The organism is Spirosoma endophyticum, assembly GCF_900112365.1.
Lineage (GTDB): Bacteria > Bacteroidota > Bacteroidia > Cytophagales > Spirosomataceae > Spirosoma > Spirosoma endophyticum.
This window is the reverse complement of sequence record NZ_FOLQ01000005.1, coordinates 250,114-270,524: the sequence shown is the minus strand read 5'-3', so window position 1 is coordinate 270,524 and position 20,411 is coordinate 250,114. Positions and strand designations below refer to the sequence as shown.

At 47.0% G+C, this 20,411-nt stretch carries 27 protein-coding genes; 25 read left to right on the top strand and 2 right to left on the bottom strand.

Translation table 11 applies throughout. The annotated features are described in order from the left end of the window. Positions 1-756, bottom strand: a complete 756-nt coding sequence (locus tag BM202_RS15955) for a hypothetical protein (protein WP_245776675.1) — start codon at positions 754-756, stop codon at positions 1-3. 599 nt (positions 757-1,355) lie between these two features. Between BM202_RS15955 and BM202_RS15950 the strand changes: the two genes are divergently transcribed. The 10 genes from BM202_RS15950 (at position 1,356) to BM202_RS15905 (ending at position 11,990) form a co-directional block, all read left to right on the top strand. Beyond that, positions 1,356-3,533 carry a S46 family peptidase gene (locus tag BM202_RS15950; protein WP_093827786.1) on the top strand — a complete coding sequence of 726 codons (2,178 nt, stop codon included), beginning with the start codon at positions 1,356-1,358 and terminating at the stop codon, positions 3,531-3,533. Positions 3,534-3,627: 94 nt separating this feature from the next. After that, entirely contained in the window at positions 3,628-4,149 is a 522-nt protein-coding gene (locus BM202_RS15945) for a DinB family protein (RefSeq protein WP_093827784.1), read from the top strand. 10 nt (positions 4,150-4,159) lie between these two features. Then, a complete protein-coding gene (locus BM202_RS15940; RefSeq protein ID WP_093827782.1) occupies positions 4,160-6,370 on the top strand; it encodes a S9 family peptidase in 2,211 nt (736 codons plus the stop codon). Between the two features lie 54 nt (positions 6,371-6,424). Beyond that, the gene (locus BM202_RS15935; RefSeq protein ID WP_093827780.1) at positions 6,425-7,105 is read left to right on the top strand and encodes an NUDIX hydrolase; all 681 of its coding nucleotides are present in this window, start codon (positions 6,425-6,427) and stop codon (positions 7,103-7,105) included. Between the two features lie 11 nt (positions 7,106-7,116). Further along, positions 7,117-7,551 carry a nucleoside deaminase gene (locus BM202_RS15930; protein ID WP_093827778.1) on the top strand — a complete coding sequence of 145 codons (435 nt, stop codon included), beginning with the start codon at positions 7,117-7,119 and terminating at the stop codon, positions 7,549-7,551. Positions 7,552-7,617: 66 nt separating this feature from the next. Beyond that, positions 7,618-8,442: a hypothetical protein gene (locus tag BM202_RS15925; RefSeq protein ID WP_245776674.1), complete on the top strand. Its 825-nt coding sequence runs from the start codon at positions 7,618-7,620 to the stop codon at positions 8,440-8,442. A gap of 61 nt (positions 8,443-8,503) precedes the next feature. Next, the gene (locus tag BM202_RS15920) at positions 8,504-9,475 is read left to right on the top strand and encodes a polyprenyl synthetase family protein (RefSeq protein ID WP_093827776.1); all 972 of its coding nucleotides are present in this window, start codon (positions 8,504-8,506) and stop codon (positions 9,473-9,475) included. Positions 9,476-9,569: 94 nt separating this feature from the next. Continuing rightward, positions 9,570-10,190, top strand: a complete 621-nt coding sequence (locus BM202_RS15915; RefSeq protein WP_093827774.1) for a rhomboid family intramembrane serine protease — start codon at positions 9,570-9,572, stop codon at positions 10,188-10,190. A 41-nt stretch (positions 10,191-10,231) separates the two neighbouring features. Further along, positions 10,232-11,155 (top strand): LytR/AlgR family response regulator transcription factor, encoded by a 924-nt coding sequence (locus tag BM202_RS15910; RefSeq protein WP_093827772.1) that lies wholly within the window; start codon positions 10,232-10,234, stop codon positions 11,153-11,155. Positions 11,156-11,291: 136 nt separating this feature from the next. Further along, positions 11,292-11,990, top strand: a complete 699-nt coding sequence (locus BM202_RS15905) for a DUF2306 domain-containing protein (protein ID WP_093827770.1) — start codon at positions 11,292-11,294, stop codon at positions 11,988-11,990. 1 nt (position 11,991) lies between these two features. Here BM202_RS15905 and BM202_RS15900 read toward each other — a convergent pair whose 3' ends face one another. After that, positions 11,992-12,624, bottom strand: coding sequence for an SGNH/GDSL hydrolase family protein (locus BM202_RS15900; RefSeq protein WP_093827768.1), 633 nt, complete (start codon positions 12,622-12,624; stop codon positions 11,992-11,994). A gap of 527 nt (positions 12,625-13,151) precedes the next feature. Between BM202_RS15900 and rplC the strand changes: the two genes are divergently transcribed. The 15 genes from rplC (at position 13,152) to rpsH (ending at position 20,411) form a co-directional block, all read left to right on the top strand. After that, a complete protein-coding gene (gene rplC, locus BM202_RS15895) occupies positions 13,152-13,772 on the top strand; it encodes a 50S ribosomal protein L3 (RefSeq protein ID WP_093827766.1) in 621 nt (206 codons plus the stop codon). A 3-nt stretch (positions 13,773-13,775) separates the two neighbouring features. Next, positions 13,776-14,405 (top strand): 50S ribosomal protein L4, encoded by a 630-nt coding sequence (rplD, locus tag BM202_RS15890; RefSeq protein WP_093827764.1) that lies wholly within the window; start codon positions 13,776-13,778, stop codon positions 14,403-14,405. Positions 14,406-14,407: 2 nt separating this feature from the next. Then, a complete protein-coding gene (gene rplW, locus BM202_RS15885; RefSeq protein WP_093827762.1) occupies positions 14,408-14,695 on the top strand; it encodes a 50S ribosomal protein L23 in 288 nt (95 codons plus the stop codon). A 30-nt stretch (positions 14,696-14,725) separates the two neighbouring features. Next, positions 14,726-15,550, top strand: coding sequence for a 50S ribosomal protein L2 (gene rplB, locus BM202_RS15880; protein WP_093827760.1), 825 nt, complete (start codon positions 14,726-14,728; stop codon positions 15,548-15,550). 9 nt (positions 15,551-15,559) lie between these two features. After that, on the top strand, positions 15,560-15,838 hold the full coding sequence (gene rpsS, locus BM202_RS15875) for a 30S ribosomal protein S19 (RefSeq protein WP_018618700.1): 279 nt from the start codon (positions 15,560-15,562) through the stop codon (positions 15,836-15,838). Positions 15,839-15,909: 71 nt separating this feature from the next. Beyond that, the gene (rplV, locus tag BM202_RS15870) at positions 15,910-16,302 is read left to right on the top strand and encodes a 50S ribosomal protein L22 (RefSeq protein ID WP_093827758.1); all 393 of its coding nucleotides are present in this window, start codon (positions 15,910-15,912) and stop codon (positions 16,300-16,302) included. Positions 16,303-16,308: 6 nt separating this feature from the next. After that, a complete protein-coding gene (gene rpsC / locus BM202_RS15865; protein ID WP_093827756.1) occupies positions 16,309-17,220 on the top strand; it encodes a 30S ribosomal protein S3 in 912 nt (303 codons plus the stop codon). An 81-nt stretch (positions 17,221-17,301) separates the two neighbouring features. Continuing rightward, a complete protein-coding gene (rplP, locus tag BM202_RS15860) occupies positions 17,302-17,733 on the top strand; it encodes a 50S ribosomal protein L16 (protein WP_093827754.1) in 432 nt (143 codons plus the stop codon). Positions 17,734-17,754: 21 nt separating this feature from the next. Further along, positions 17,755-17,949 carry a 50S ribosomal protein L29 gene (gene rpmC, locus BM202_RS15855; protein ID WP_093827752.1) on the top strand — a complete coding sequence of 65 codons (195 nt, stop codon included), beginning with the start codon at positions 17,755-17,757 and terminating at the stop codon, positions 17,947-17,949. Positions 17,950-17,961: 12 nt separating this feature from the next. Beyond that, the gene (gene rpsQ, locus BM202_RS15850; RefSeq protein ID WP_093827750.1) at positions 17,962-18,327 is read left to right on the top strand and encodes a 30S ribosomal protein S17; all 366 of its coding nucleotides are present in this window, start codon (positions 17,962-17,964) and stop codon (positions 18,325-18,327) included. Between the two features lie 3 nt (positions 18,328-18,330). After that, positions 18,331-18,699, top strand: a complete 369-nt coding sequence (rplN, locus tag BM202_RS15845; protein ID WP_018618706.1) for a 50S ribosomal protein L14 — start codon at positions 18,331-18,333, stop codon at positions 18,697-18,699. Between the two features lie 3 nt (positions 18,700-18,702). Further along, positions 18,703-19,068, top strand: coding sequence for a 50S ribosomal protein L24 (rplX, locus tag BM202_RS15840; protein ID WP_093827748.1), 366 nt, complete (start codon positions 18,703-18,705; stop codon positions 19,066-19,068). A 4-nt stretch (positions 19,069-19,072) separates the two neighbouring features. Further along, on the top strand, positions 19,073-19,627 hold the full coding sequence (gene rplE, locus BM202_RS15835; protein WP_093827746.1) for a 50S ribosomal protein L5: 555 nt from the start codon (positions 19,073-19,075) through the stop codon (positions 19,625-19,627). Positions 19,628-19,652: 25 nt separating this feature from the next. After that, a complete protein-coding gene (gene rpsN / locus BM202_RS15830; protein WP_093827744.1) occupies positions 19,653-19,922 on the top strand; it encodes a 30S ribosomal protein S14 in 270 nt (89 codons plus the stop codon). A gap of 90 nt (positions 19,923-20,012) precedes the next feature. After that, positions 20,013-20,411, top strand: a complete 399-nt coding sequence (gene rpsH / locus BM202_RS15825) for a 30S ribosomal protein S8 (protein ID WP_093827742.1) — start codon at positions 20,013-20,015, stop codon at positions 20,409-20,411.

Below are 20,411 nucleotides of genomic sequence, written 5' to 3'. Positions count from 1 at the left end.
TTATAATTTCCGTCGGCCAAGGGGATAATTGAACCCAAAGAGATATTTGTATTGCAACGAATAAAAATGTTGCGTGGACAGCCCCTGATGATCGGCTCCGAGTCGGGTATTGGTGTAATCAACCCAGGCACCCTGAAGGTCAGTTTGCAGGAAAAAGTAAGTAAAAATGTCGAGCTTCAGCCCTGCACTTAAGCCTGCTACTACGCCATGGTAGTGAAAATACCCTTCGTCGTTGTTTCCCAGAATGGTCGAGATGGTGTATGAAATTAATGGTCCAGCGCCTACTTTCCCGATCCCACTTAGTTGAAGATACTTTGAACTCCATATTTTTTGTCGCTTCACTAGATTGAGCATCAGGTAGTTGTTGCCATTGGTATGCTGCAAATGGACAAAATCAGGAGTTACTAACGTGTCTTTATCAATCTGATGCCCTCTGATTTGCCCTTGTACGTGAATAACCTGATTATCAGTGACAATATATTTGAGGTGATCCCAACTCAACTCAATTCCCAGATCGTGCCTGTCATTGAAAAAATAGCCTACGTTCAGGTCGTATTGAGGAACAGTCAGGTTATTAAGCTTGTAAAAATCGTGCAGGTCAGGCCGATCGTGTGCTTTCGCGTTAATAAACGTGAAGTCGTAATTATCCGTCGTTGTGTTGCGAAAGTGAATGGTGCTACGTGTGTACCACTCCCGATTATAGCCCCAGGTAAGATAAAGGCTGCCGCGAATTTTGCCCACTTTCAGCGTGTTCATAGGCAACGATTGTTGAGCAAAAACAGATTGCAAAAGGCAGCATAACATAAACGTTATAAGTAAACGTGTTTGCTTCATAGGATGAATTAAGTGACGGTGGTGTTTGGGTAAGTTTTCCCAAATGACCAATAAAGCGCAAAACCAACTTATGAGTTCCTTGTGGCTGTTACTCATACTAAGGTGCAGACTAAGTAAGCCTGCACCTTTAGTTTTAAACAGTTATAACGACTGTTTACCAACCAGGACGGCCATAGCCGTAATTACCACCATAAGGCCTTGGGTGTGATGGTGGACCAATAGGCCTTCTATAGCCATAATGTCGGCTGTAATTGGGTCTGCCGTAGTAAGATGTGCAACTGCTCACAGATACTAAAAGCATCAGGGCTGTCAAAAGCTTAAGCAATTTTGAAGTTTTCATAGCTATCGAATTTGTTTTTTGCAATTCATGAGTTAGATAGCTATCATCGAAAATAGCCTAAAGCATACCGATTAAGCTTCGGTTAAACTTTTAGAATTAGGCCAATCTGGTAGTTTGATAACGTAGCGGACAAAACGTTTGGCCTAAATTCACGTTTTAACAGACAACCAACCGTTTGTAAATGTCTCTATATCACATCAATCTCCGCCCCGTTCTTCTGGCAAGTCTACTGCTAACTCATGTGGTTAGTCAGACGCTGGCCCAAACCATACAAGTATCGCCCAACACTACGCTCGAAAGCAGTGCTGATCCAGCCAAGGGCGGCCCGCTGGATTTGGGTAAAATGTGGACGTTCGACAATCCACCGAGGGACTATTTCAGCAAAACATACAAATTCTCTCCTGATGAAAAATGGTTCGACGAAGCCCGACTAGCCTCGCTACGTTTTGCCGACTACTGCTCAGCCTCGTTTGTGTCGGCGAATGGCCTGGTTATGACCAATCATCACTGCGCCCGCGAGTCGGGAACGGGCGTGACTCGAAAAGGTGAAGACCTGAATGCCACAGGTTTCTTTGCCAAAACGCCTGCTGAAGAACGCAAAGTAGATGGGTTGTTCGTCGATCAATTAGTAAAGATTGAAGACATCACGAAACGCGTGCAGGATGCTATGACCAGCGCAGGGCAGACAGATGCGTCGCAATTGGAGGCTCGTGAAAAAACATTTGAGGATATTAAACGAGAATACGGTACCAAAGCTGACTGGAAAGGTCTGGAGTTACAGACCATTGTCTTTTATAGTGGCGGCCGCTACTCGCTCTACGGTTTCAAACGTTATACCGATGTCCGGCTTGTGTTCATGCCCGAACTTGCCCTTGGTTTCTTCGGGGGTGATTACGATAACTTTACTTACCCACGTTATGCGCTGGATTGCTCGTTTTTTCGGGTATATGATAATGGTAAACCGCTGAAAACGGCTCATTTTTTTAAGTTCAATCCGAGCGGTGTACGGGATGGTGAACCGATTTTCGTTATTGGAAACCCCGGTCATACAGAGCGTCTGAAAACAGTAGCTGAACTTGAATTTGACCGGGATTTACAAACGCCTGCTACGATTCAAATGCTACAAAACCGCGCTGATGCCTTACGAATTTACAATGAAACGGCGAAAAGCGATAGCATACTGAACGAAATTTTCAGCTACGACAACAGCCTGAAAGCCTACGGTGGTCAATTAGCCGGACTACGTGATGCTAGTTTGCTGGCCCGAAAAGCGGTATTCGAAGAGCAATTTAAAATGGCTGCAAAAGCCAAAAATCTTCCGCCTGCCCAACTTAAAACCTGGGACGAAATTGCCTCTAATACAGCTCAATTGCGGAGTATATTCAGAGATGCCAATTACCTGGCCCCCAGCGAACGTACCATGGGTGAATTGATGACGTTTGCCAACGTAGCGACGCAATTTGGAGAGTTACTGACATCACGACCGCAGGATGCAGAACGGGCCCGCTCATTGATGGAGGCACCAAATGTGAAAAACCTTGCCCTCGATGAAGCCTATCTGGCCGCTCACCTGACCGAAGCGCAGATCGGATTGGGTAACGATGACCCTTATGTAAAAGCCGCTCTGACGGGCCCAGATGGAAAAACCCGGACACCCAAAGAAGCCGCGGCTTATTTGATCAAACACACAAAATTAAACGACCCAGCCTTTATAAAAGAGTTATCGACCCGGCCGGGCGCCGTTGGTTCGTCAGATGATCCGTTGCTTGTTTTGGCACGTATTGGTTTTCCTCGTTACGTAGCGGCCGGTCGACAGGCCCGGCAAATTACGCAGAATCAGGAGGTATTGCATGGGCAACTGGGCCGGATGCTTTACGACGTCTATGGCACGGCCGTTCCACCTGATGCTACGTTCTCATTACGTATCAATGATGGCGTGGTGAAGTCGTTCGACTATAACGGCACCAAAGCGCCTATTCTCACAACCTTCGCAGGGTTATACGACCGTAATTATTCATTTGCCGATAAAGCGCCCTGGAATTTGCCTGCGCGATGGAAAAATCCGCCGATGGAGTTGCTGAAACAGCCGATGTGCTTCATCTCAACCAACGATATTATCGGTGGAAATTCGGGTAGTCCGATGATCAATAAAAACCTGGAAGCGGTTGGCCTGGCCTTTGACGGGAATATGGAAAGCCTGCCAGGTGAGTTCATTTTTGTACCTGATGCCAACCGCACGATTTCGGTTCATGCGGGAGGTATCATAGCAGCCATGCGGTACATTTATAAAGCCGATCGGTTGGTTACTGAGCTAGTAGGTACGGCAACTATAGCGAAGCCTGGCACAGCAAAAAAATAAAGAATTGTGCCCTATCGGCTTTCCAAGCCATGAAAACTCCCCGAAAGTTCAGTACTTTCGGGGAGTTTGTGTATTGAATAGATGCCACCTGACTATGACGAAATCTGAAATACCCATAATGCCGCAGTTCTTCGACAGATATATTAATCTGGCTGATAACATGCTCATTATTGACGCCCTGACACAAGGCGCTTCGTTTGAGAACCTGCTTCCCGCGAAAACACTGGAAGCTCTTGGTGATCTGCGATATGCGCCCGATAAGTGGACGGTGAAAGATATTCTGCAGCATATTATTGATAACGAACGTATTATGTCGTATCGAGCTATGCGTTTCGCCCGTAATGACCAAACAGCTTTGCCTGGTTACGATGAAGAGTTATTTGGACGAAATACGAACGCGATCCATCGAACCATTGCCGATCTGTATGAAGAGTATGCTGCGGTTAGGCAATCGACTATCGCCTTATTTAAAAGTTTCGATGAGGACATGCTGCTACGTAGTGGTTTCGCCTTTAATCAGACAATTTCGGTGTTAGCGCTTGGTTTTGTACTAGTCGGCCACGCTACGCATCACGTCAATATCATTCGAGAACGGTACCTTCCATTATTAACTTAATCAACAAACGATGCGATTACGAATTCTTCTACTTGTCGCCTTAACGGCGCCGACGGTTTACGCCCAAACAAAATCGAAAGTTATTGTTACCGATCTGACCCGTATCAAACAGGTTGGCGGGATTGAACTCGCTCCTGATGGGAAGCGTGCCGTTTATACCCTGGCAACGATTGAAACTAACCCCGATCAAAAAGAGGAGTATGAATACAAAACCCACATTTATCTAACCAACCTGAAACCGGGTGACAGCAAAGCGCTGACACATGGCGCAGAGTCGGCCCGGCAGCCGGTTTGGTCACCCGATGGGAAGAGCGTAGCGTTCGTTCGAACGGTGAAAGGCAAGGGACAGGTGTTTATTATGCCACTCGATGGGGGAGAAGCCTGGCAACTGACCAACGGCCCGTATGCAGCGTCGGGGCCACTTTGGTCGCCGGATGGTAAACGGATCACGTTTACGTCAACCCTGACGATGGCTGAAATGCTTAAGGATAGCATCATCAATCCAGCCAAAAGAACACCTTCCTGGTCGCTGGAAAAACCGGGCTTTGCGACAAATGATTTTATTCGGACGGATAAGAAAATAAAGCCCAATCCCGATGGGTCACTGGCTGAGATACGGGCATATCTGAACAAGGATGTTGAGGATAAGAAAGCCAAAGTGTTTAACCGATTGAACTTTCAAGGCGAGGCTACGACCGAACCTGAGATGAATTTTACACACCTGTATAGCATCGACGTACGGGAAGGCGCTAGCGCGAAACCACTAACTCGGGGCTTTACGTCGTTTCAATCACCTAACTGGTTGCCTAACGGCCAGGGCTTACTGGCAGTAACCGATCTGGATAGCCTTAAACACCCCGATCGCGAACAGGATAATGCTATCGTGTTTATTTCTGCCGATGGGTCTGGTACCCGAACGAAGGTGTTGGGTGAAGTGGGGAAAAGCTATGGTTCGCCCGAGGTGTCGCCCGATGGTAAGCAGCTGGCGTTTTCGGTGAGTCCTTCAGAAGGGGTAAATTTCTCTCAAATTGGATTGGCGACGCTCACAGGCTCAACGGCCTCGGGCGTTCAACTTGTAACTTTTGACCGAGCCGCCAGCAATTTGACCTGGACAAGCGTGCCCGTTGCCGCTAAAGCTAAAAAAGGTCCACAGGGCCTTTACGCGATTTATTTCACGGCTTCGTCTAACGGAGGTGCTCCACTTTACCGGCTCGACCCTGCAACGCGCCAGGTTACACAGTTAACAGATTTTATCTATGGAATCACCAGTTTTGACGTAGCGGAGAATCAGGTTGTTCTCGCAAAAACCGAAGTAGCGAATCCGTCGGAATTATACCTGACGAATACGGATGCGAAGACGCAGACAAAATTGAGTAACCATAATGATTGGGTAGCTCAAAAAACACTAAGCTTTCCTGAAAAACGCGCCTATAAAAACTCACTTGGCCAGACGGTCGATTACTGGATTATGAAGCCTGCTGGTATTGAAGCGGGTAAAAAATATCCGCTACTACTGAATATGCACGGTGGACCAACGGCGATGTGGGGACCCGGCGAGGTATCGATGTGGCACGAATTCCAATATATGTGCTCGCAGGGGTACGGTGTTGTTTATGCCAATCCACGCGGTTCGGGAGGCTACGGACTTAATTTCCAGCGGGCAAACATCAAAGATTGGGGAACGGGCCCGGCCGAAGATGTGCTGGCGGCTGCTACCGATGCGGCTAAAGAAGCTTGGGTGGACACGAGTCGGCAGGTGATCACGGGCGGCTCGTATGCAGGTTATCTAACCGCCTGGATTGTTGGGCATGATAACCGCTTCAAGGCTGCTTTTGCGCAACGGGGTGTTTATGATCTTACTACGTTTCTGGGTGAAGGCAATGCCTGGCGGCTGATTCCTAACTATTTCGCATATCCCTGGTCAGCCGAAGCCAAAGTATTAGATGCAAACTCGCCCTACACGTTTGTCCAGAATATTAGAACGCCCCTGTTGATTAAACATGGTGAAAATGACCTGCGTACGGGGCCGATTCAAAGCGAGATGATGTACAAAAGCCTGAAAATACTGGGTCGTCCGGTTGAGTATGTTCGCATGCCTGGCGCTACGCACGAACTGAGCCGATCTGGAAATGTTCGTCAGCGGATTGATCGGTTGCTACGTATCTATGAGTTCTTTGAACGCTACGTTGGCACCGATGCTCAGCGATTGACGCAGAAATAACCTGTTAAGGCGCTGGTGTGGTGCTGGCGTCTTACTTAAATTTAAAGAACTAGTATGAGTAAGCAAGAAGAGGCCCTTCAGGATGCAACAAAGTTCCGATACTGGAAAAGCCAGATGGAAAGTAACGGAATGAAAATCAATGATGTAAAGGATTTTTATATTCGGCGTCGACACAATGGCGAAGTGCTTTTTGCCATGCTTGAAGTAGACGCCGATACGCCCGAAGGTGACAAAATTCCACCCGCCTTATTCCTCAAAGGTCATGCTGTTTCTATGATGGTGTGTTTAATCGATAAAGACACGCGGCAGAAATTTGTGGTACTGGTGAAGCAACGACGTATCGCCGACGGTTCTCAAACCTACGAGCATCCAGCCGGAATGGTCGACGCCAGTGATGCGCCCGACGAGGTAGCTGCCCGAGAATTAGGCGAAGAAATAGGCATGACCGTAACGGCTGCTGAGCTAACAAAATTGAATTCTCAGGTATGGCATCCCAGTACAGGAACCAGCGACGAAGGCATGCACTTTTTCTTCATTGAGAAAGAAATGCCTCGGGATGAAATAATGGCTTTTCACCTTAAAAATATGGGCAATGAATCAGAGCATGAACGTATTACGAGCATAGTTGCTACGTTGCCCGAGGCTCATAAACTCGTTACCAACGTCAATGGGTTACTCCTTGATTTCTTATACCTGAATCACGTTGGCGATTACGAAACGATGAAATTGTTGTAAACTGAGATAGTATGGACGAATTCATGCAGGAGGCCATTCGGCAGGCACAAAAAAGTTTAAGCGAGGGAGGTATTCCTATCGGCTCGGCCCTTACCAAAAACGGTGAATTAGTAGCTTCGGGTCATAATAAGCGCGTACAAGAAAATAATCCCATTCTGCACGGCGAAATGGATTGTCTCAACAATGCCGGTCGAGTTGGTTCTTTCAAAAACACGGTTATTTATTCGACATTAATGCCTTGTTACATGTGCGCAGGCACCATTGTGCAGTTCAAAATTCCGAAAGTAATCGTTGGCGAATCACGGACGTTTCCGGGTGCGCGGGAGTTTATGGAGCAGCATGGAGTGGAAGTTATTGACCTTGATTTGCCTGAATGCGTTGAGATGATGGATAAATTCATAGCCGAAAAGCCTACCCTCTGGAATGAGGATATTGGTGAGTTATAAAATTGGCTATCTGTTACCTTTCGGACTAAACTGCGTCACATAAGCCTTCTTGTAATGACAGGCCTTATGCGATTTTTAATACTTTCCTTTGTTTTCGCGGCCTGGATTTTCACATCTGCTGAATTGCTAGCCCAACGTTCTGAATACTGGCGGGAGAAACCCGGCACTTGGTTACTGAACGTTGGGTTGGGCGCTACCCGCTACGTTGGTGATTTAAACGAACGTAGTGATTTCGCTCATCTTCGATTAGGCACGGCCCTTGACGTAGCCGCTGCTTTCCGGTATTCTCCGCAGCTTACACTTCGGGCTGAAGCTCAGCTGTATTTTATTCGAGGTAGCCAGGAAAGTACTCATCTTGCATATAATAATCTTTCTTTTCGCAGTTTAAATCCTGACGTCTGGGCGGGAATACAATGGGACTTTTGGCGGGACGATAATCGGAACCACGTCATTATTCCGTACGTACTGGCCGGGCTGGGATTGACGTATTTAACGCCCAAAACGATTTACAAAGGGCAAACTGTAAGTCTTGCTCCATTACATACAGAAGGCGTTACCTATACTCGCCTTCCACTAATCATTCGCTACGGACTAGGTGTGCCAATTGCTGCTAATGAACGATTTAAATGGCATTTTGAAGGCACGTATACGCACGTACTGAGCGATTATGTAGATGATGTAAGTACGGTATATCCTGATAGAACGGGTATGCAGCCACTGGCCGCTGCTTTGTCCGACCGCCGGCTTGAACTAGGTCAAACGCCTAATGCAGTTGGTGCCATACGAGGTAATTCGAATCGACGGGATGGCTACGTTGTTCTGTCTCTGCGACTTATCTTCGTTATCATCACACCGTCTCAGCGGAATTACCGCCGGATGTTTGGCGGTTAGGGTTTTGAGGGGTTTTGCTGTATTTTTGGCGTCAAACCCAGCAGAGCACTGCTACAACCGAATGAGTCCAGCTGTTTTTATTGACGCCCTTCAAAACGAACTTCAACATACCCAATACGGTCAGCATCCTCCTGAACTCTACGATCCTATTCGGTACATTATGAACCTCGGCGGTAAGCGGATGCGCCCCCTGCTGACGTTAATGGCCACGTATCTCTTCACTGATGATTGGCGAAAAGCCGTTCGGCCGGCGCTTGGCGTTGAGGTGTTTCACAACTTCACGCTCATGCACGACGATATTATGGACCAGGCACCACTACGTCGGGGTCAATTGACTGTGCATGAAAAATGGAATGGCAACATCGCTATTCTGTCGGGCGATGTGATGCTTGTGAATGCGTATCAACTTCTGCTAAATATAGAGAGCGATAAACTAGCACCTGCGTTGGCTCGTTTCAGTCGCACAGCTGCTGAGGTTTGTGAAGGCCAACAGATGGATATGAATTTTGAGACGCGCTGGGATGTGACAGAAGCCGAGTACATCGATATGATTCGACTTAAAACATCGGTTTTGCTTGGTTATGCCCTTGAATTGGGCGGTCTGATTGCGGGCGCAGATGAAGAAACGACCCGGCATCTGTACGAAGGCGGTATGAATATCGGTGTCGGATTTCAGTTAAAAGACGATTTACTGGATGTGTATGGCGACCCCACTAAATTTGGCAAGCAGGTTGGAGGAGATATCATTGCGAACAAAAAAACCTTTTTACTCATCGAAGCACTTCAGCAGGCCAAAGGCTCAGTTAAAGACGAATTGACCGACTGGCTCACACGGACTGATTTTGATAAAGGTGAGAAAGTACAAGCTGTTACGTCTATTTACGATCAATTGGGTATTCGACAACTTACCGAAGCCCGTATTAACGATTATTTTACCCGAGGATTTGCCAACTTTGATCAGGTTAAAGCTGATTCTGATCGAAAAAATGTACTAATTCAATTTGCTCGTCAATTAGTCGAGCGAGAAAGCTGAAAAGATGTAGGATATATGACGTATTATATATGAGGTTACTATAATTCGTATATCCTGTTTCATATATCATACCTCATGTATCATATATAAAATTATGAGTGTAACGCTTATTATTATTGTTGTAACGGTCATTGTCAGTGTAGCCGCCTGGAATAATTACAGCCTGATGGATCGCTGGATCATGAATCCCTATCAGATTGCTAAACGGGGACAATATTACCGGCTGATCACATCAGGATTTTTGCATGCCGACTGGGGACATCTGTTCTTCAACATGCTAAGTCTTTACTTCTTTGGGGGCTTCATTGAGCAAGTATTTGGGATGTTGTTTGGGAATAGCGGACCTATTTATATGATTGGCTTTTACTTAGTGGCTATTCTGGTATCCGACATTCCAAGCTTCCTGAAACATCGTACTGACTCCGGCTATAACTCATTAGGGGCATCGGGGGGGGTAGCTGCCATTGTTTTTGCAGGTATTCTGTTTCGACCGCTAACCGAGATATGTCTCTATTTCGCACTTTGTATTCCTGGATTCATTTTCGGGGCCTTATATCTAGCTTATTCCTATTATGAATCACGACGAGGTTTAGGCCGGGTGAATCATGATGCTCACTTTTATGGAGCTTTGTTTGGCGTTCTCTTCATGATTATCGCCTATCCGCCAGCGCTACCCAGCTTTTTTGAACAGATTGCCAGTTGGCGGTTGTTTTAAACGATTGGTACAGTAGGTTGTGCTACGCTCATCAACAAACCATGTTCAGCCTCTTCAATCAACCTTATCCTACTGATGATAGGCCTACTTCACAGGTAAGGAAAGCTGTCCTGATTGGCCTATTTGTCGGGTTATTCTTGCTGGTTTTTCAGCCCTTTGGTTTAAATCTCTGGGAAACTCCTAATAAAATTGTCAAAATACTGGGCTTTGGCGTCGTGTCGTTTGTCGTGACAGCGCTTTACTTTATTATAGTCCGGCGGTTGTTTCCTCAGGCTTTCGCCGAGGAGCGCTGGACGGTCGGCCGCGAGATCCTGGCCATTATGGTGAACATTTTGTTGATTTCTATAGCTAATCGTCTTTACTTAAACTGGTTATTAAGCTCGGGCGAAAGCAGTGGGTTAAGCTGGTTCGGGATGATCTTAGTTACTTTCTTAGTAGGATTGTTTCCTGTAGTTGGCCTTGTTTTATTCAGTTATATCACTCAACTCAAAAGATACAGCCAGGCGGCAGCAGAGTTGCCGGTTCATTCACCTGTCCCCACTATTGTACCTGCTAAGTCTGATGTCATCAGTTTATCTGATAGCCCAACTGATACAAATCCCGACACCACGTTGACGCTCATCGCCGATAACGAGAAAGATACGTTGACAATTAAATCAAAGGACCTGCTTTTTATTGAGTCAAGTGATAACTATTGCACGGTCGTTCATCTTAAAAACGGTCAACCTGTTAAGCCGCTGCTACGTAGCAGTCTTAGTCGGTTGGAAAAGCAGATACTGCTGCCGAGTGTAGTTCGTATTCCGTTTGTCCGGTGCCATCGCTCATACGTGGTTAATCTGGATCGGGTTGAGCGCGTAACGGGTAATGCGCAAGGTTATAAACTCCATTTGCTTGGCGGTCAATTTCAGATACCCGTAGCCCGACAGTACAATGAAACGCTTGTTGCCGAGCTGAAAGCTTTGTAAAACACCCCACCATTTGTCCCAAACACGGTCTTTAGTTGCTAAACTACCCAAAGGGTGCTGTTCAGCCCTATTAGTTGCACTCGGTCGATCAGCCGTTGTAGGTTTGTCTTAACGAATAACAAACCCGGTAACGGCCATGAAAACGATTATCATTTCCTTACTCATTATTCACATTACTACCGGCGTCATCGCCCTTTTAGTTGGCCTGATTCCTATGTTTTCCAAAAAAGGCAGCCGCCTTCACAATCGTGCTGGGCTGATTTATGTCTATTGCATGATTACGGTAGCCATAACGGCATTGCTCCTGTGCGTACTTCAACCGTTTAAAATGATGCGGCTATTCTTGACAGGCATTGCTGTTTTCAGTTTCTACTTGAGTATGACCGGCTGGCGAGCTACAAAACAGAAAAGATCTGGCCCTCAACAGGCCGATAAAATCCTGACTTATCTTACCCTTGCTGTTAGCGTCTTGATGGTTGGCTTTGGTGTGTATCTGATGATGACAAATGGTGCGTCATTCTTTCCAATCTTATTTTCTTTCTTCGGAATATTAACCTTCACGTTTGCTAGGCGGGACATTCAGGCAATGTATCGGCCTACTGAAAAGATGCACTGGTTTTTTCAACATTTCACCCGCATGGGAGGCTCCTATATTGCTACGTTCACGGCCGCATTAGTGACCAATATTGGTCGAATCTTACCAACTAATGCACCTGAATGGATGGCTACGCTCAGTTGGATTGCACCTGCTGTTATTGGAGGAATGCTGATTGGCAGGACGGTACGGTATTACAAACAGAAATTTGGTGGAACACAAACGCCCGTGAAAGCATAGGTTATTTTTTTAGCAACGCTTTTACTACGGGCAATGCCTTTTCAGCCCACAGTTTCATCTGCTTGCCTGAATAATGAAGGCCATCCGAAGCGAATTGGCTATCGTCGCCAGCAGCAGAGCGGCTCAAAGGTGTAATGTCAATATAAGCAATGCTGACCTTGTGACACTCATCTTTTGCAATGGTATTAAACTGGTCGATATCCTGCGCAATATTGATTTTGTTCTGTCCTGCTGCATAGGGTGAAACACCCCAATCAGGAGTCGACAGGACAAACACGTGTGCAGCTCTATCGCCAGCAAATTTGATGGCCGTTTGAAGTAATTCCCGAAATTCGATTCGATATTGATCCTGACTTTGTCCTCTATATTGATTGTTTACGCCAATCAAAAGCGAGACCAGATCATATGTCTTTTGATTACCACTGGTTTTAATGGCATTTTGCAATTCGGCAGTTGTCCATCCCGTGCGGGCAATAATGTCTGGTTCTCCTACGTCTTCACCGTCTTTACGCAGCATATCGGCTAATTGCACACTCCAGCGGTAGTTTGCAGAAACACTTTCGCCAATGGTGTATGAATCGCCAAGCGACAGAAACGAATACGCTGATGCGTCAGCGTTCGGATTTACAATCATGTCAGGTTCGGTTGTACGTTGTGTACAGGCTAATAAAGAGATAAAAATCGCGACGGCAACCCGGCAAATTTGTGTGATTTTTAAGATTACCATGATTTTCACCAATTCATTAGTCGTCTATTCTACTATCAATAAACATGTGTAGAATAAAATCAGATTTTAATAAACGCATCAATAATTTTTGCAGATTTATTTTTAAAAATAAATTTTTCATTTATCATAATTATTCTCTATTTTTGCACTCCCAAACTCGACTTGCGAGTTAACGACATACGAGGGTGAAGGTCCGCCACTAGCAGAAACCACATCTGACTTTTCAGCAAACAAATTCCGTCTTATGGGATTATGTCTGCCACTGAAGGTCAGGTGCAATGCGCCCGACCTTTTTTTTGTGTCTTTTTAGGGCTGATTGTTAAGCACATATAGGATTCGTCTGATTATTTGTCTACCTTTGCGGCCCGATTCGGAGAATCCGAGTGGGAAATTCAAGTACCTATTTTTTACCTGCTTACTTTAAACAAACACAAATGTCTGGTTTAATTGGCAAGAAAATCGGGATGACCAGCGTGTACAATGCGGACGGGCAGGCTCTGGCATGTACAGTGATTGAGACGGGTCCCTGTGTCGTAACGCAAGTCCGTAGCATCGAGAAAGATGGCTACACGGCTGTGCAACTTGGTTATGGCGAGAAAAAAGAAAAGCACAGTAACAAGCCGGAAATGGGCCACTTCAAAAAAGCAGGTACCACGCCTAAGCGCAAACTAGTTGAATTCAAAGAATTCGAAAAAGAGCTTAACCTTGGCGAAACACTTTCGGTTGCCGATGTATTTGCAGAAGCTGACTTCGTTGACGTAGTCGGAACTGCAAAAGGTCGTGGTTTCCAGGGCGTTGTGAAACGTCATGGATTCGGTGGGGTGGGCGGTCAAACGCACGGTCAGCACAACCGGGGTCGTCACCCAGGTTCGATTGGTGCCTGCTCGTTCCCATCGCGTGTGTTCAAAGGTCTTCGGATGGCCGGCCGGATGGGCGGCAATCGTGTGAAGGTTCAAAACCTGCGCGTTTTGCGTGTTCTGCCTGAGCAAAACCTGCTTGTTGTTAGCGGTTCGATTCCAGGAGCCAAAAATTCATACGTTATTATTGAGAAGTAGGTCATGGAAGTAATCGTATATAACAGCAAAGGCGAGGACACAGGCAAAAAGGTCACGCTTCCGGAAGAGGTTTTCGGCATTGAGCCAAACCAACACGCGATTTACCTCGACGTGAAACAATACTTAGCCAACCAACGGCAAGGAACGCACAAAGCGAAAGAGCGTGCTGAAAATGCGCACTCGACGCGCAAATTGAAGAAGCAAAAAGGTACAGGCGGTGCCCGTGCAGGTAGCGCCAAGTCGCCGGTATTCGTCGGTGGTGGTACGATTTTCGGTCCCCGCCCCCGTGACTATAGCTTCAAACTGAATAAAAAAGTGAAATCGCTGGCCCGCCAGTCGGCTTATGCCGTAAAAGCGAAGGCTGAAAAGATTTCGGTTATTGACAACATCACGCTGGAAGCACCCCGCACGAAGGATTATATTCAGTTTTTGAGCGATCTGAAATTAACGGGCCGCAAAACGCTGCTTATCCTACCGGATGTAAATCTGAACGTAGTATTGTCGAGCCGAAACGTGCAGAAAACGAAAGTGACAACAGCCTCGCAGGTTAATACCTACGATCTGATGAACGCCGACCAACTGCTAATTAGCGAAGAAGCTCTGTCAACCATCCAAACGTTGTTCGACAAATAGCCATGAGCGTACTGAAACGACCAATCGTCACCGAAAAAATGACGGGCCTTAACAAGCAGGGGAAGTATGCTTTTGAGGTTGAACTAAGAGCCAACAAGCTCGAAATCGGTAAAGCCATCGAGAAAATGTACGGGGTGAATGTTGAAGCGGTGAATACTTTCCGGGTCTTTGGAAAGAAGCGCAGCAAAAACATCAACGGACGCGTTGTATCGGGCAAGACCCCAACCATTAAGAAAGCAATCGTAACGGTTGCAGAGGGCGAAGTAATTGATATTTACGCTGACCTGTAAACCGAGCATTGCTCTACCAATTAATCAGTCATGGGAGTTAAAAAACTAAGACCAATAACGCCGAGTACACGTTTTCGCGTGGCACCCGACTTTGCGGAAATAACAGCCTCCAAGCCAGAGAAGAGTCTGCTGGAGCCCATTAAGAGAACCGGTGGCCGTAATAATGAAGGTCACCGCACTATGCGCTACATTGGTGGAGGACATAAGCGGAAATACCGCATTATTGACTTCAAGCGCGATAAAGTCGGCCAACCTGCCGAAGTTTTGACTGTAGAATACGATCCAAACCGTTCGGCCCGCATCTCGCTGGTGCAATATCCAGACGGTGAAAAACGCTACATCATCGCACCACAGGGCATCACTGTAGGCCAGACTATTCAGTCGGGCGAAGGGTCAACACCTGATGTTGGTAACGCGCTTCCACTGGCTTTGATGCCAATCGGTACCATCGTTCACAACATTGAGTTGACACCGGGTAAAGGTGGTGCTATGGCCCGTTCTGCTGGCACATACGCTCAGTTGGTAGGTCGTGAAGACAAATACGCTATCCTGCGTTTGCCTTCCGGTGAAACCCGCCGTGTATTAAGCGCTGGTATGGCAACGGTAGGTTCTGTATCGAACCCTGACCATATGAACGTCGTAATGGGTAAAGCTGGGCGTAGCCGTTGGTTAGGGCGTCGTCCTCGTGTTCGGGCTGTGGTTATGAACCCTGTCGATCACCCAATGGGTGGTGGTGAAGGCCGGGCATCCGGTGGTCACCCACGTTCGCGTAATGGCCAGTTCGCTAAAGGTCAAAAGACCCGCAACAAGAACAAGGCATCTGAAAGCATGATTATTAGCCGACGCAAAAAGTAACAGATAACAATGGCACGTTCACTCAAAAAAGGCCCATATATTGATTTTCGTTTAGACAATAAAGTCCAGACGCAAAATGATTCGGGTAAGAAATCGGTCATCAAAACCTGGTCGCGTCGTTCGATGATTTCACCAGATTTCGTTGGACACACCTTCGCCGTTCACAATGGCAACAAGTTTATTCCGGTTTATGTAACGGAGAACATGGTAGGTCATAAGCTAGGAGAATTCTCTCCAACGCGCAACTTCCGGGGGCACACCGCAAAAAAAGACAAGGGCAAACGATAAGCAGTTTACGGTATTCAGTTTACGGTTTTGATTAGCTGTAAACCGTGAACCGAAAACCAAAAACCAAACAAATGGAAGCAGTAGCAAAACTTAAAGATGTGCCCACGTCGCCCCGTAAAATGCGGTTAATCGCTGACCTGATTCGTGGTCAGCGTGTTAGCCGGGCGTTGGGTCTGTTAAAATATCAGCCACAGGCTGGTGCTGACGTATTGCAGAAAGTGCTTTTGTCAGCCGTTGCCAACTGGCAGCAAAAGAATGAAGATGAGCGTATTGAAGATGCTGATCTTTATGTGAAAACGATTTTTGTTGATGGTGGTCCGATGCTTAAGCGTCTACGACCAGCTCCACAGGGCCGTGGTCACCGGATTCGGAAGCGGTCTAATCACATCACCATTGTGGTGGACAGCGCAGCCAAAGCCTTATTGGAATCGGCAGAAGCAGAAACCCCTGAAAACGAACAATAGACAGAAATGGGACAAAAAATAAATCCAATTGGCCTGCGACTTGGTATTGTTCGGGGCTGGGAGTCAAGCTGGTACGGTGGCAAAGAATTTGCGGAAAAGCTCGTTGAAGACGAGAAAATCCGGAAGTACGTAGCGGCTCGTATTCCGAAAGGAGCCATTGCTCGGGTTGTTATCGAGCGCACACTGAAACGCGTAACGCTGACAATTCACACGGCTCGTCCGGGTATCGTTATCGGTAAAGGCGGTGGTGAGGTTGATAAGATTAAAGAAGAACTGAAAAAGATCACGGGCAAAGATGTCCAGATCAATATCTTCGAGATCAAGCGGCCAGAAATCGATGCTAAACTAGTTGGTGAAGCTATTGCTCAGCAGCTACAAGCTCGTATCTCGTTCCGTCGTGCCATGAAGCAAGCGATTCAATCGGCTATCCGGGTGGGCGCTCAAGGCATCAAGGTGAAGGTATCAGGTCGCTTAGGCGGTGCTGAAATTGCCCGCTCGGAGCAGTACAAAGAAGGTCGTGTACCTCTTCATACACTACGGGCTGACATTGATTACGCTATCTCAGAAGCACAAACAGTTTACGGTAAAATCGGCATCAAGGTGTGGATTTTCAAGGGTGAAGTTTATGGCAAGCGCGACCTGTCGCCAGCAGCTATGATGAGCCAGGCACAAGCCGGAGAACGTAGTGCTTCTTCAAATGACCGTGGTGACCGTCGTGGTCCTCGTGGTGATCGTGATGGTAACGACCGTGGTGGTCGTGGTCGCGGTGATCGCGGAGGCAATGATCGGGGTGGTAACAATCGTGGTGGTGGCGGTCAAGGTGGCGGCAACCGTGGCGGTGGTGGTCAGGGTGGTGGCAACCGTGGCGGTGGCGCTCCGGGTGGTGCTAACCGTGGCGGTGGTGGACCAAGACGATAAATCCAGTCGCCAGTCGCCAGTTGCCGGTCGCTATTGAAAACGACTATTGACTAATGACTATCGACTCTAACTTTTAGAGCTATGTTACAGCCAAAAAGAACAAAATTCCGTAAGCAGCATAAAGGAAGGATTCCAGGTATCGCATCGCGCGGCCATGAAATCGCTTTCGGTACGTTCGGTATTAAATCATTGGAACCAGGTCGGATTACCGCCCGCCAGATTGAAGCCGCTCGTATTTCCGTAACTCGGGCCATGAAACGCGAAGGCCAGGTTTGGATTCGCATTTTCCCCGATAAGCCTATTACCAAGAAACCGGCTGAAGTTCGGATGGGTAAAGGTAAAGGTGCACCCGAGTATTGGGTAGCCGTAGTAAAGCCCGGCACGATTATGTTCGAAACGACGGGTGTTGATTTAGCAACGGGTATGGAAGCCCTGCGCTTGGCCGCTCAGAAATTGCCCGTTCGGACCAAATTTGTGGTTCGGCGCGACTATCAAGAGCAAGTCGAGGAATAGTACACCTAAGCGACGAACAAAATGAAAAAAGAAGATTTGAAAGGATTGTCGGCCGAAGACTTACGCACCGAGATTGGTGCCGAACAGGACCGACTGTTGAAACTGAAGTTCGCCCATGCTGTTTCTCCCATTGAGAACCCCATGCGCATTCGCGAGAGCCGGAAACGGATCGCTCGTCTTCACACGGAACTGACGGTTAAATCGCGGCAAGCCTAATAAGACACGACGATGGAAGAGCAACAAGCACCAGCACCGCAGGCGGAACAGGAAACCCCCGCGGTCGTAGCAGCAGAACAGCCGAAAGCAGTCGCTCCCGCAACGGGCGAAGAAAAATCGGCGTCGGAGCGTAACGCTCGGAAAGAGCGTATCGGACGGGTGACCAGCAATAAAATGCAGAAAACTATCACTGTAGCGATTGATCGCAAAGTGAAGCACCCTATGTATGGCAAGTTCATGAACAAGACAAAAAAATTGACTGTTCATGACGAAAAAAATGAGTGTGGTATTGGTGACACCGTTCGTGTTATGGAAACCCGCCCATTGAGCAAGAATAAGCGTTGGAGATTAGTCGAAATCATCGAAAAGGCGAAGTAAGCCATGGTACAGCAAGAATCAAGATTAGGAGTTGCCGATAACAGTGGCGCGAAAGAAGTGCTTGTTATTCGCGTCCTGGGCGGTACAGGTAAACGGTATGCATCAGTTGGTGACAAGATTGTCGTGACGGTGAAGCAAGCCCTGTCGTCCAGCAGCATGAAAAAAGGTACGGTTTCTAAAGCTGTTGTTGTTCGGACTAAAAAGGAAGTACGTCGTAAAGACGGTTCATACATCCGCTTTGAAGACAATGCAGCTGTATTGCTCAACAATAACGATGAGCCACGTGGCACCCGGATTTTCGGTCCTGTGGCCCGCGAATTGCGCGAGAAGCAGTTTATGAAAATCGTATCGCTAGCCCCGGAGGTATTGTAAGCAATGGAGAAGAAAATAACGCTACCGACACATAAGTTCCACATTAAGACGGGCGATACGGTCGTCGTAATTGGCGGTAACTCGAAAGGCCAGCGCGGAACAGTGAAAGAAATAATTGTAGAAAAAGATCGTGCTCGGGTCGAGGGCGTTGCTATGATTACGAAACACTTGAAGCCAACGGCTTCTAACCCGCAGGGGAGTCTGGAAAAAACCGAAGGATCAATCCATATCAGTAATCTGAAACTGGTTGATCCGGCCACCAGCGAACCCACCCGCACGGGCCGTAAGTTGAACGAAAAGGGCAAGCTGCAACGCTTTTCTAAAAAGACGGGCAACTTTATCCCTGATGTTAACCCTAAGCAGGTCTAAAAAAATGGCAACGCCAAGACTGAAAGAAAAATATTTAAGCGAGGTCGTACCTCAGTTGAAAGACAAGTTTCAGTATAAGTCGGTTATGCAAGTACCGCGTCTGAGCAAAATTGTCATCAACAAAGGTATTGGAGCCGCTGTCGCCGACAAGAAGTTAGTCGATGTAGGCGTCGAAGAATTAACGACCATCACGGGTCAGAAAGCCGTCCCGACTATGTCGAAAAAGGCGGTCTCAAACTTCAAACTGCGGGAGAAGATGCCTATCGGTGCGAAAGTGACTCTACGTGGTGTAAAGATGTATGAGTTTCTGGATCGCTTGACAACAGTTTCGTTGCCACGTGTACGGGATTTCAAAGGCATTAGCGACAAAGGATTCGATGGTCGCGGTAACTATACGTTCGGTGTGCAGGAGCAGATTATCTTCCCTGAAATCAGTATCGATAAAGTAGCACGTATTTCGGGCATGGATATCACTTTCGTGACAACCGCCAATACCGACAATGAAAGCTACGAGTTGCTGAAAGCAATGGGAATGCCGTTTGCTAAAAGTGGTAAATAATAACCTACACAAAGGCTAAAACACAATGGCAAAAGAATCAATTAAAGCACGGGAACGGAAACGCGAAGCGTTAGTTGCCAAATATGCTACGAAACGGGCTGCTCTAAAAGCTGCAGGTGATTACCTGGGTCTTGATAAGCTTCCTAAAAATGCATCACCTGTACGGTTGCACAATCGCTGCAAATTAACGGGTCGTCCTCGGGGTTATATGCGCAAGTTTGGTATTTCACGGGTTACATTCCGCGAAATGGCATCAGCCGGTAAAATCCCAGGAGTAACAAAGGCAAGCTGGTAATTCCAGATTCCATTTCTATTTGTAATTCAGTTTCCGTAATTTTGCGAACTTTCTCTAAAAGAGAGGTTTGTAAGTAACGCAACGCTAAGAATGAATACAGACCCAATAGCAGATTTTCTGACCCGCGTTAGAAACGCCATCCGGGCAAAGCACCGGGTTGTGGAGATTCCTGCTTCCAACATAAAAAAAGAGATTACCAAAGTTTTGTACGAAAAAGGGTACATCCAGAACTACAAGTTCGACGATAGTACACCACAAGGCACTATCAAAATTGCTTTGAAGTACAATCCAACGACGAAGCAAAATGCTATCGTTGATCTACAACGTATTAGTCGTCCAGGTCTACGTCAGTACCGGGGCGCTGATCACCTGCCACGTATTCTGAATGGCTTGGGTGTTGCTATCATCTCTACCTCTAAAGGCGTGATGACAGATAAAGAAGCGAAGACGCTGAACGTAGGTGGAGAGGTATTGTGTTACGTATATTAA

Excerpts from the sequence above, each read along its gene's own strand:
- BM202_RS15955 (WP_245776675.1), bottom strand. The coding sequence starts at position 756 with ATGAACACGCTGAAAGTGGGCAAAATTCGCGGCAGCCTTTATCTTACC.
- BM202_RS15950 (WP_093827786.1), top strand. The coding sequence starts at position 1,356 with ATGTCTCTATATCACATCAATCTCCGCCCCGTTCTTCTGGCAAGTCTA.
- BM202_RS15945 (WP_093827784.1), top strand. The coding sequence starts at position 3,628 with ATGACGAAATCTGAAATACCCATAATGCCGCAGTTCTTCGACAGATAT.
- BM202_RS15940 (WP_093827782.1), top strand. The coding sequence starts at position 4,160 with ATGCGATTACGAATTCTTCTACTTGTCGCCTTAACGGCGCCGACGGTT.
- BM202_RS15935 (WP_093827780.1), top strand. The coding sequence starts at position 6,425 with ATGAGTAAGCAAGAAGAGGCCCTTCAGGATGCAACAAAGTTCCGATAC.
- BM202_RS15930 (WP_093827778.1), top strand. The coding sequence starts at position 7,117 with ATGGACGAATTCATGCAGGAGGCCATTCGGCAGGCACAAAAAAGTTTA.
- BM202_RS15925 (WP_245776674.1), top strand. The coding sequence starts at position 7,618 with ATGCGATTTTTAATACTTTCCTTTGTTTTCGCGGCCTGGATTTTCACA.
- BM202_RS15920 (WP_093827776.1), top strand. The coding sequence starts at position 8,504 with ATGAGTCCAGCTGTTTTTATTGACGCCCTTCAAAACGAACTTCAACAT.
- BM202_RS15915 (WP_093827774.1), top strand. The coding sequence starts at position 9,570 with ATGAGTGTAACGCTTATTATTATTGTTGTAACGGTCATTGTCAGTGTA.
- BM202_RS15910 (WP_093827772.1), top strand. The coding sequence starts at position 10,232 with ATGTTCAGCCTCTTCAATCAACCTTATCCTACTGATGATAGGCCTACT.
- BM202_RS15905 (WP_093827770.1), top strand. The coding sequence starts at position 11,292 with ATGAAAACGATTATCATTTCCTTACTCATTATTCACATTACTACCGGC.
- BM202_RS15900 (WP_093827768.1), bottom strand. The coding sequence starts at position 12,624 with ATGATTGTAAATCCGAACGCTGACGCATCAGCGTATTCGTTTCTGTCG.
- rplC (WP_093827766.1), top strand. The coding sequence starts at position 13,152 with ATGTCTGGTTTAATTGGCAAGAAAATCGGGATGACCAGCGTGTACAAT.
- rplD (WP_093827764.1), top strand. The coding sequence starts at position 13,776 with ATGGAAGTAATCGTATATAACAGCAAAGGCGAGGACACAGGCAAAAAG.
- rplW (WP_093827762.1), top strand. The coding sequence starts at position 14,408 with ATGAGCGTACTGAAACGACCAATCGTCACCGAAAAAATGACGGGCCTT.
- rplB (WP_093827760.1), top strand. The coding sequence starts at position 14,726 with ATGGGAGTTAAAAAACTAAGACCAATAACGCCGAGTACACGTTTTCGC.
- rpsS (WP_018618700.1), top strand. The coding sequence starts at position 15,560 with ATGGCACGTTCACTCAAAAAAGGCCCATATATTGATTTTCGTTTAGAC.
- rplV (WP_093827758.1), top strand. The coding sequence starts at position 15,910 with ATGGAAGCAGTAGCAAAACTTAAAGATGTGCCCACGTCGCCCCGTAAA.
- rpsC (WP_093827756.1), top strand. The coding sequence starts at position 16,309 with ATGGGACAAAAAATAAATCCAATTGGCCTGCGACTTGGTATTGTTCGG.
- rplP (WP_093827754.1), top strand. The coding sequence starts at position 17,302 with ATGTTACAGCCAAAAAGAACAAAATTCCGTAAGCAGCATAAAGGAAGG.
- rpmC (WP_093827752.1), top strand. The coding sequence starts at position 17,755 with ATGAAAAAAGAAGATTTGAAAGGATTGTCGGCCGAAGACTTACGCACC.
- rpsQ (WP_093827750.1), top strand. The coding sequence starts at position 17,962 with ATGGAAGAGCAACAAGCACCAGCACCGCAGGCGGAACAGGAAACCCCC.
- rplN (WP_018618706.1), top strand. The coding sequence starts at position 18,331 with ATGGTACAGCAAGAATCAAGATTAGGAGTTGCCGATAACAGTGGCGCG.
- rplX (WP_093827748.1), top strand. The coding sequence starts at position 18,703 with ATGGAGAAGAAAATAACGCTACCGACACATAAGTTCCACATTAAGACG.
- rplE (WP_093827746.1), top strand. The coding sequence starts at position 19,073 with ATGGCAACGCCAAGACTGAAAGAAAAATATTTAAGCGAGGTCGTACCT.
- rpsN (WP_093827744.1), top strand. The coding sequence starts at position 19,653 with ATGGCAAAAGAATCAATTAAAGCACGGGAACGGAAACGCGAAGCGTTA.
- rpsH (WP_093827742.1), top strand. The coding sequence starts at position 20,013 with ATGAATACAGACCCAATAGCAGATTTTCTGACCCGCGTTAGAAACGCC.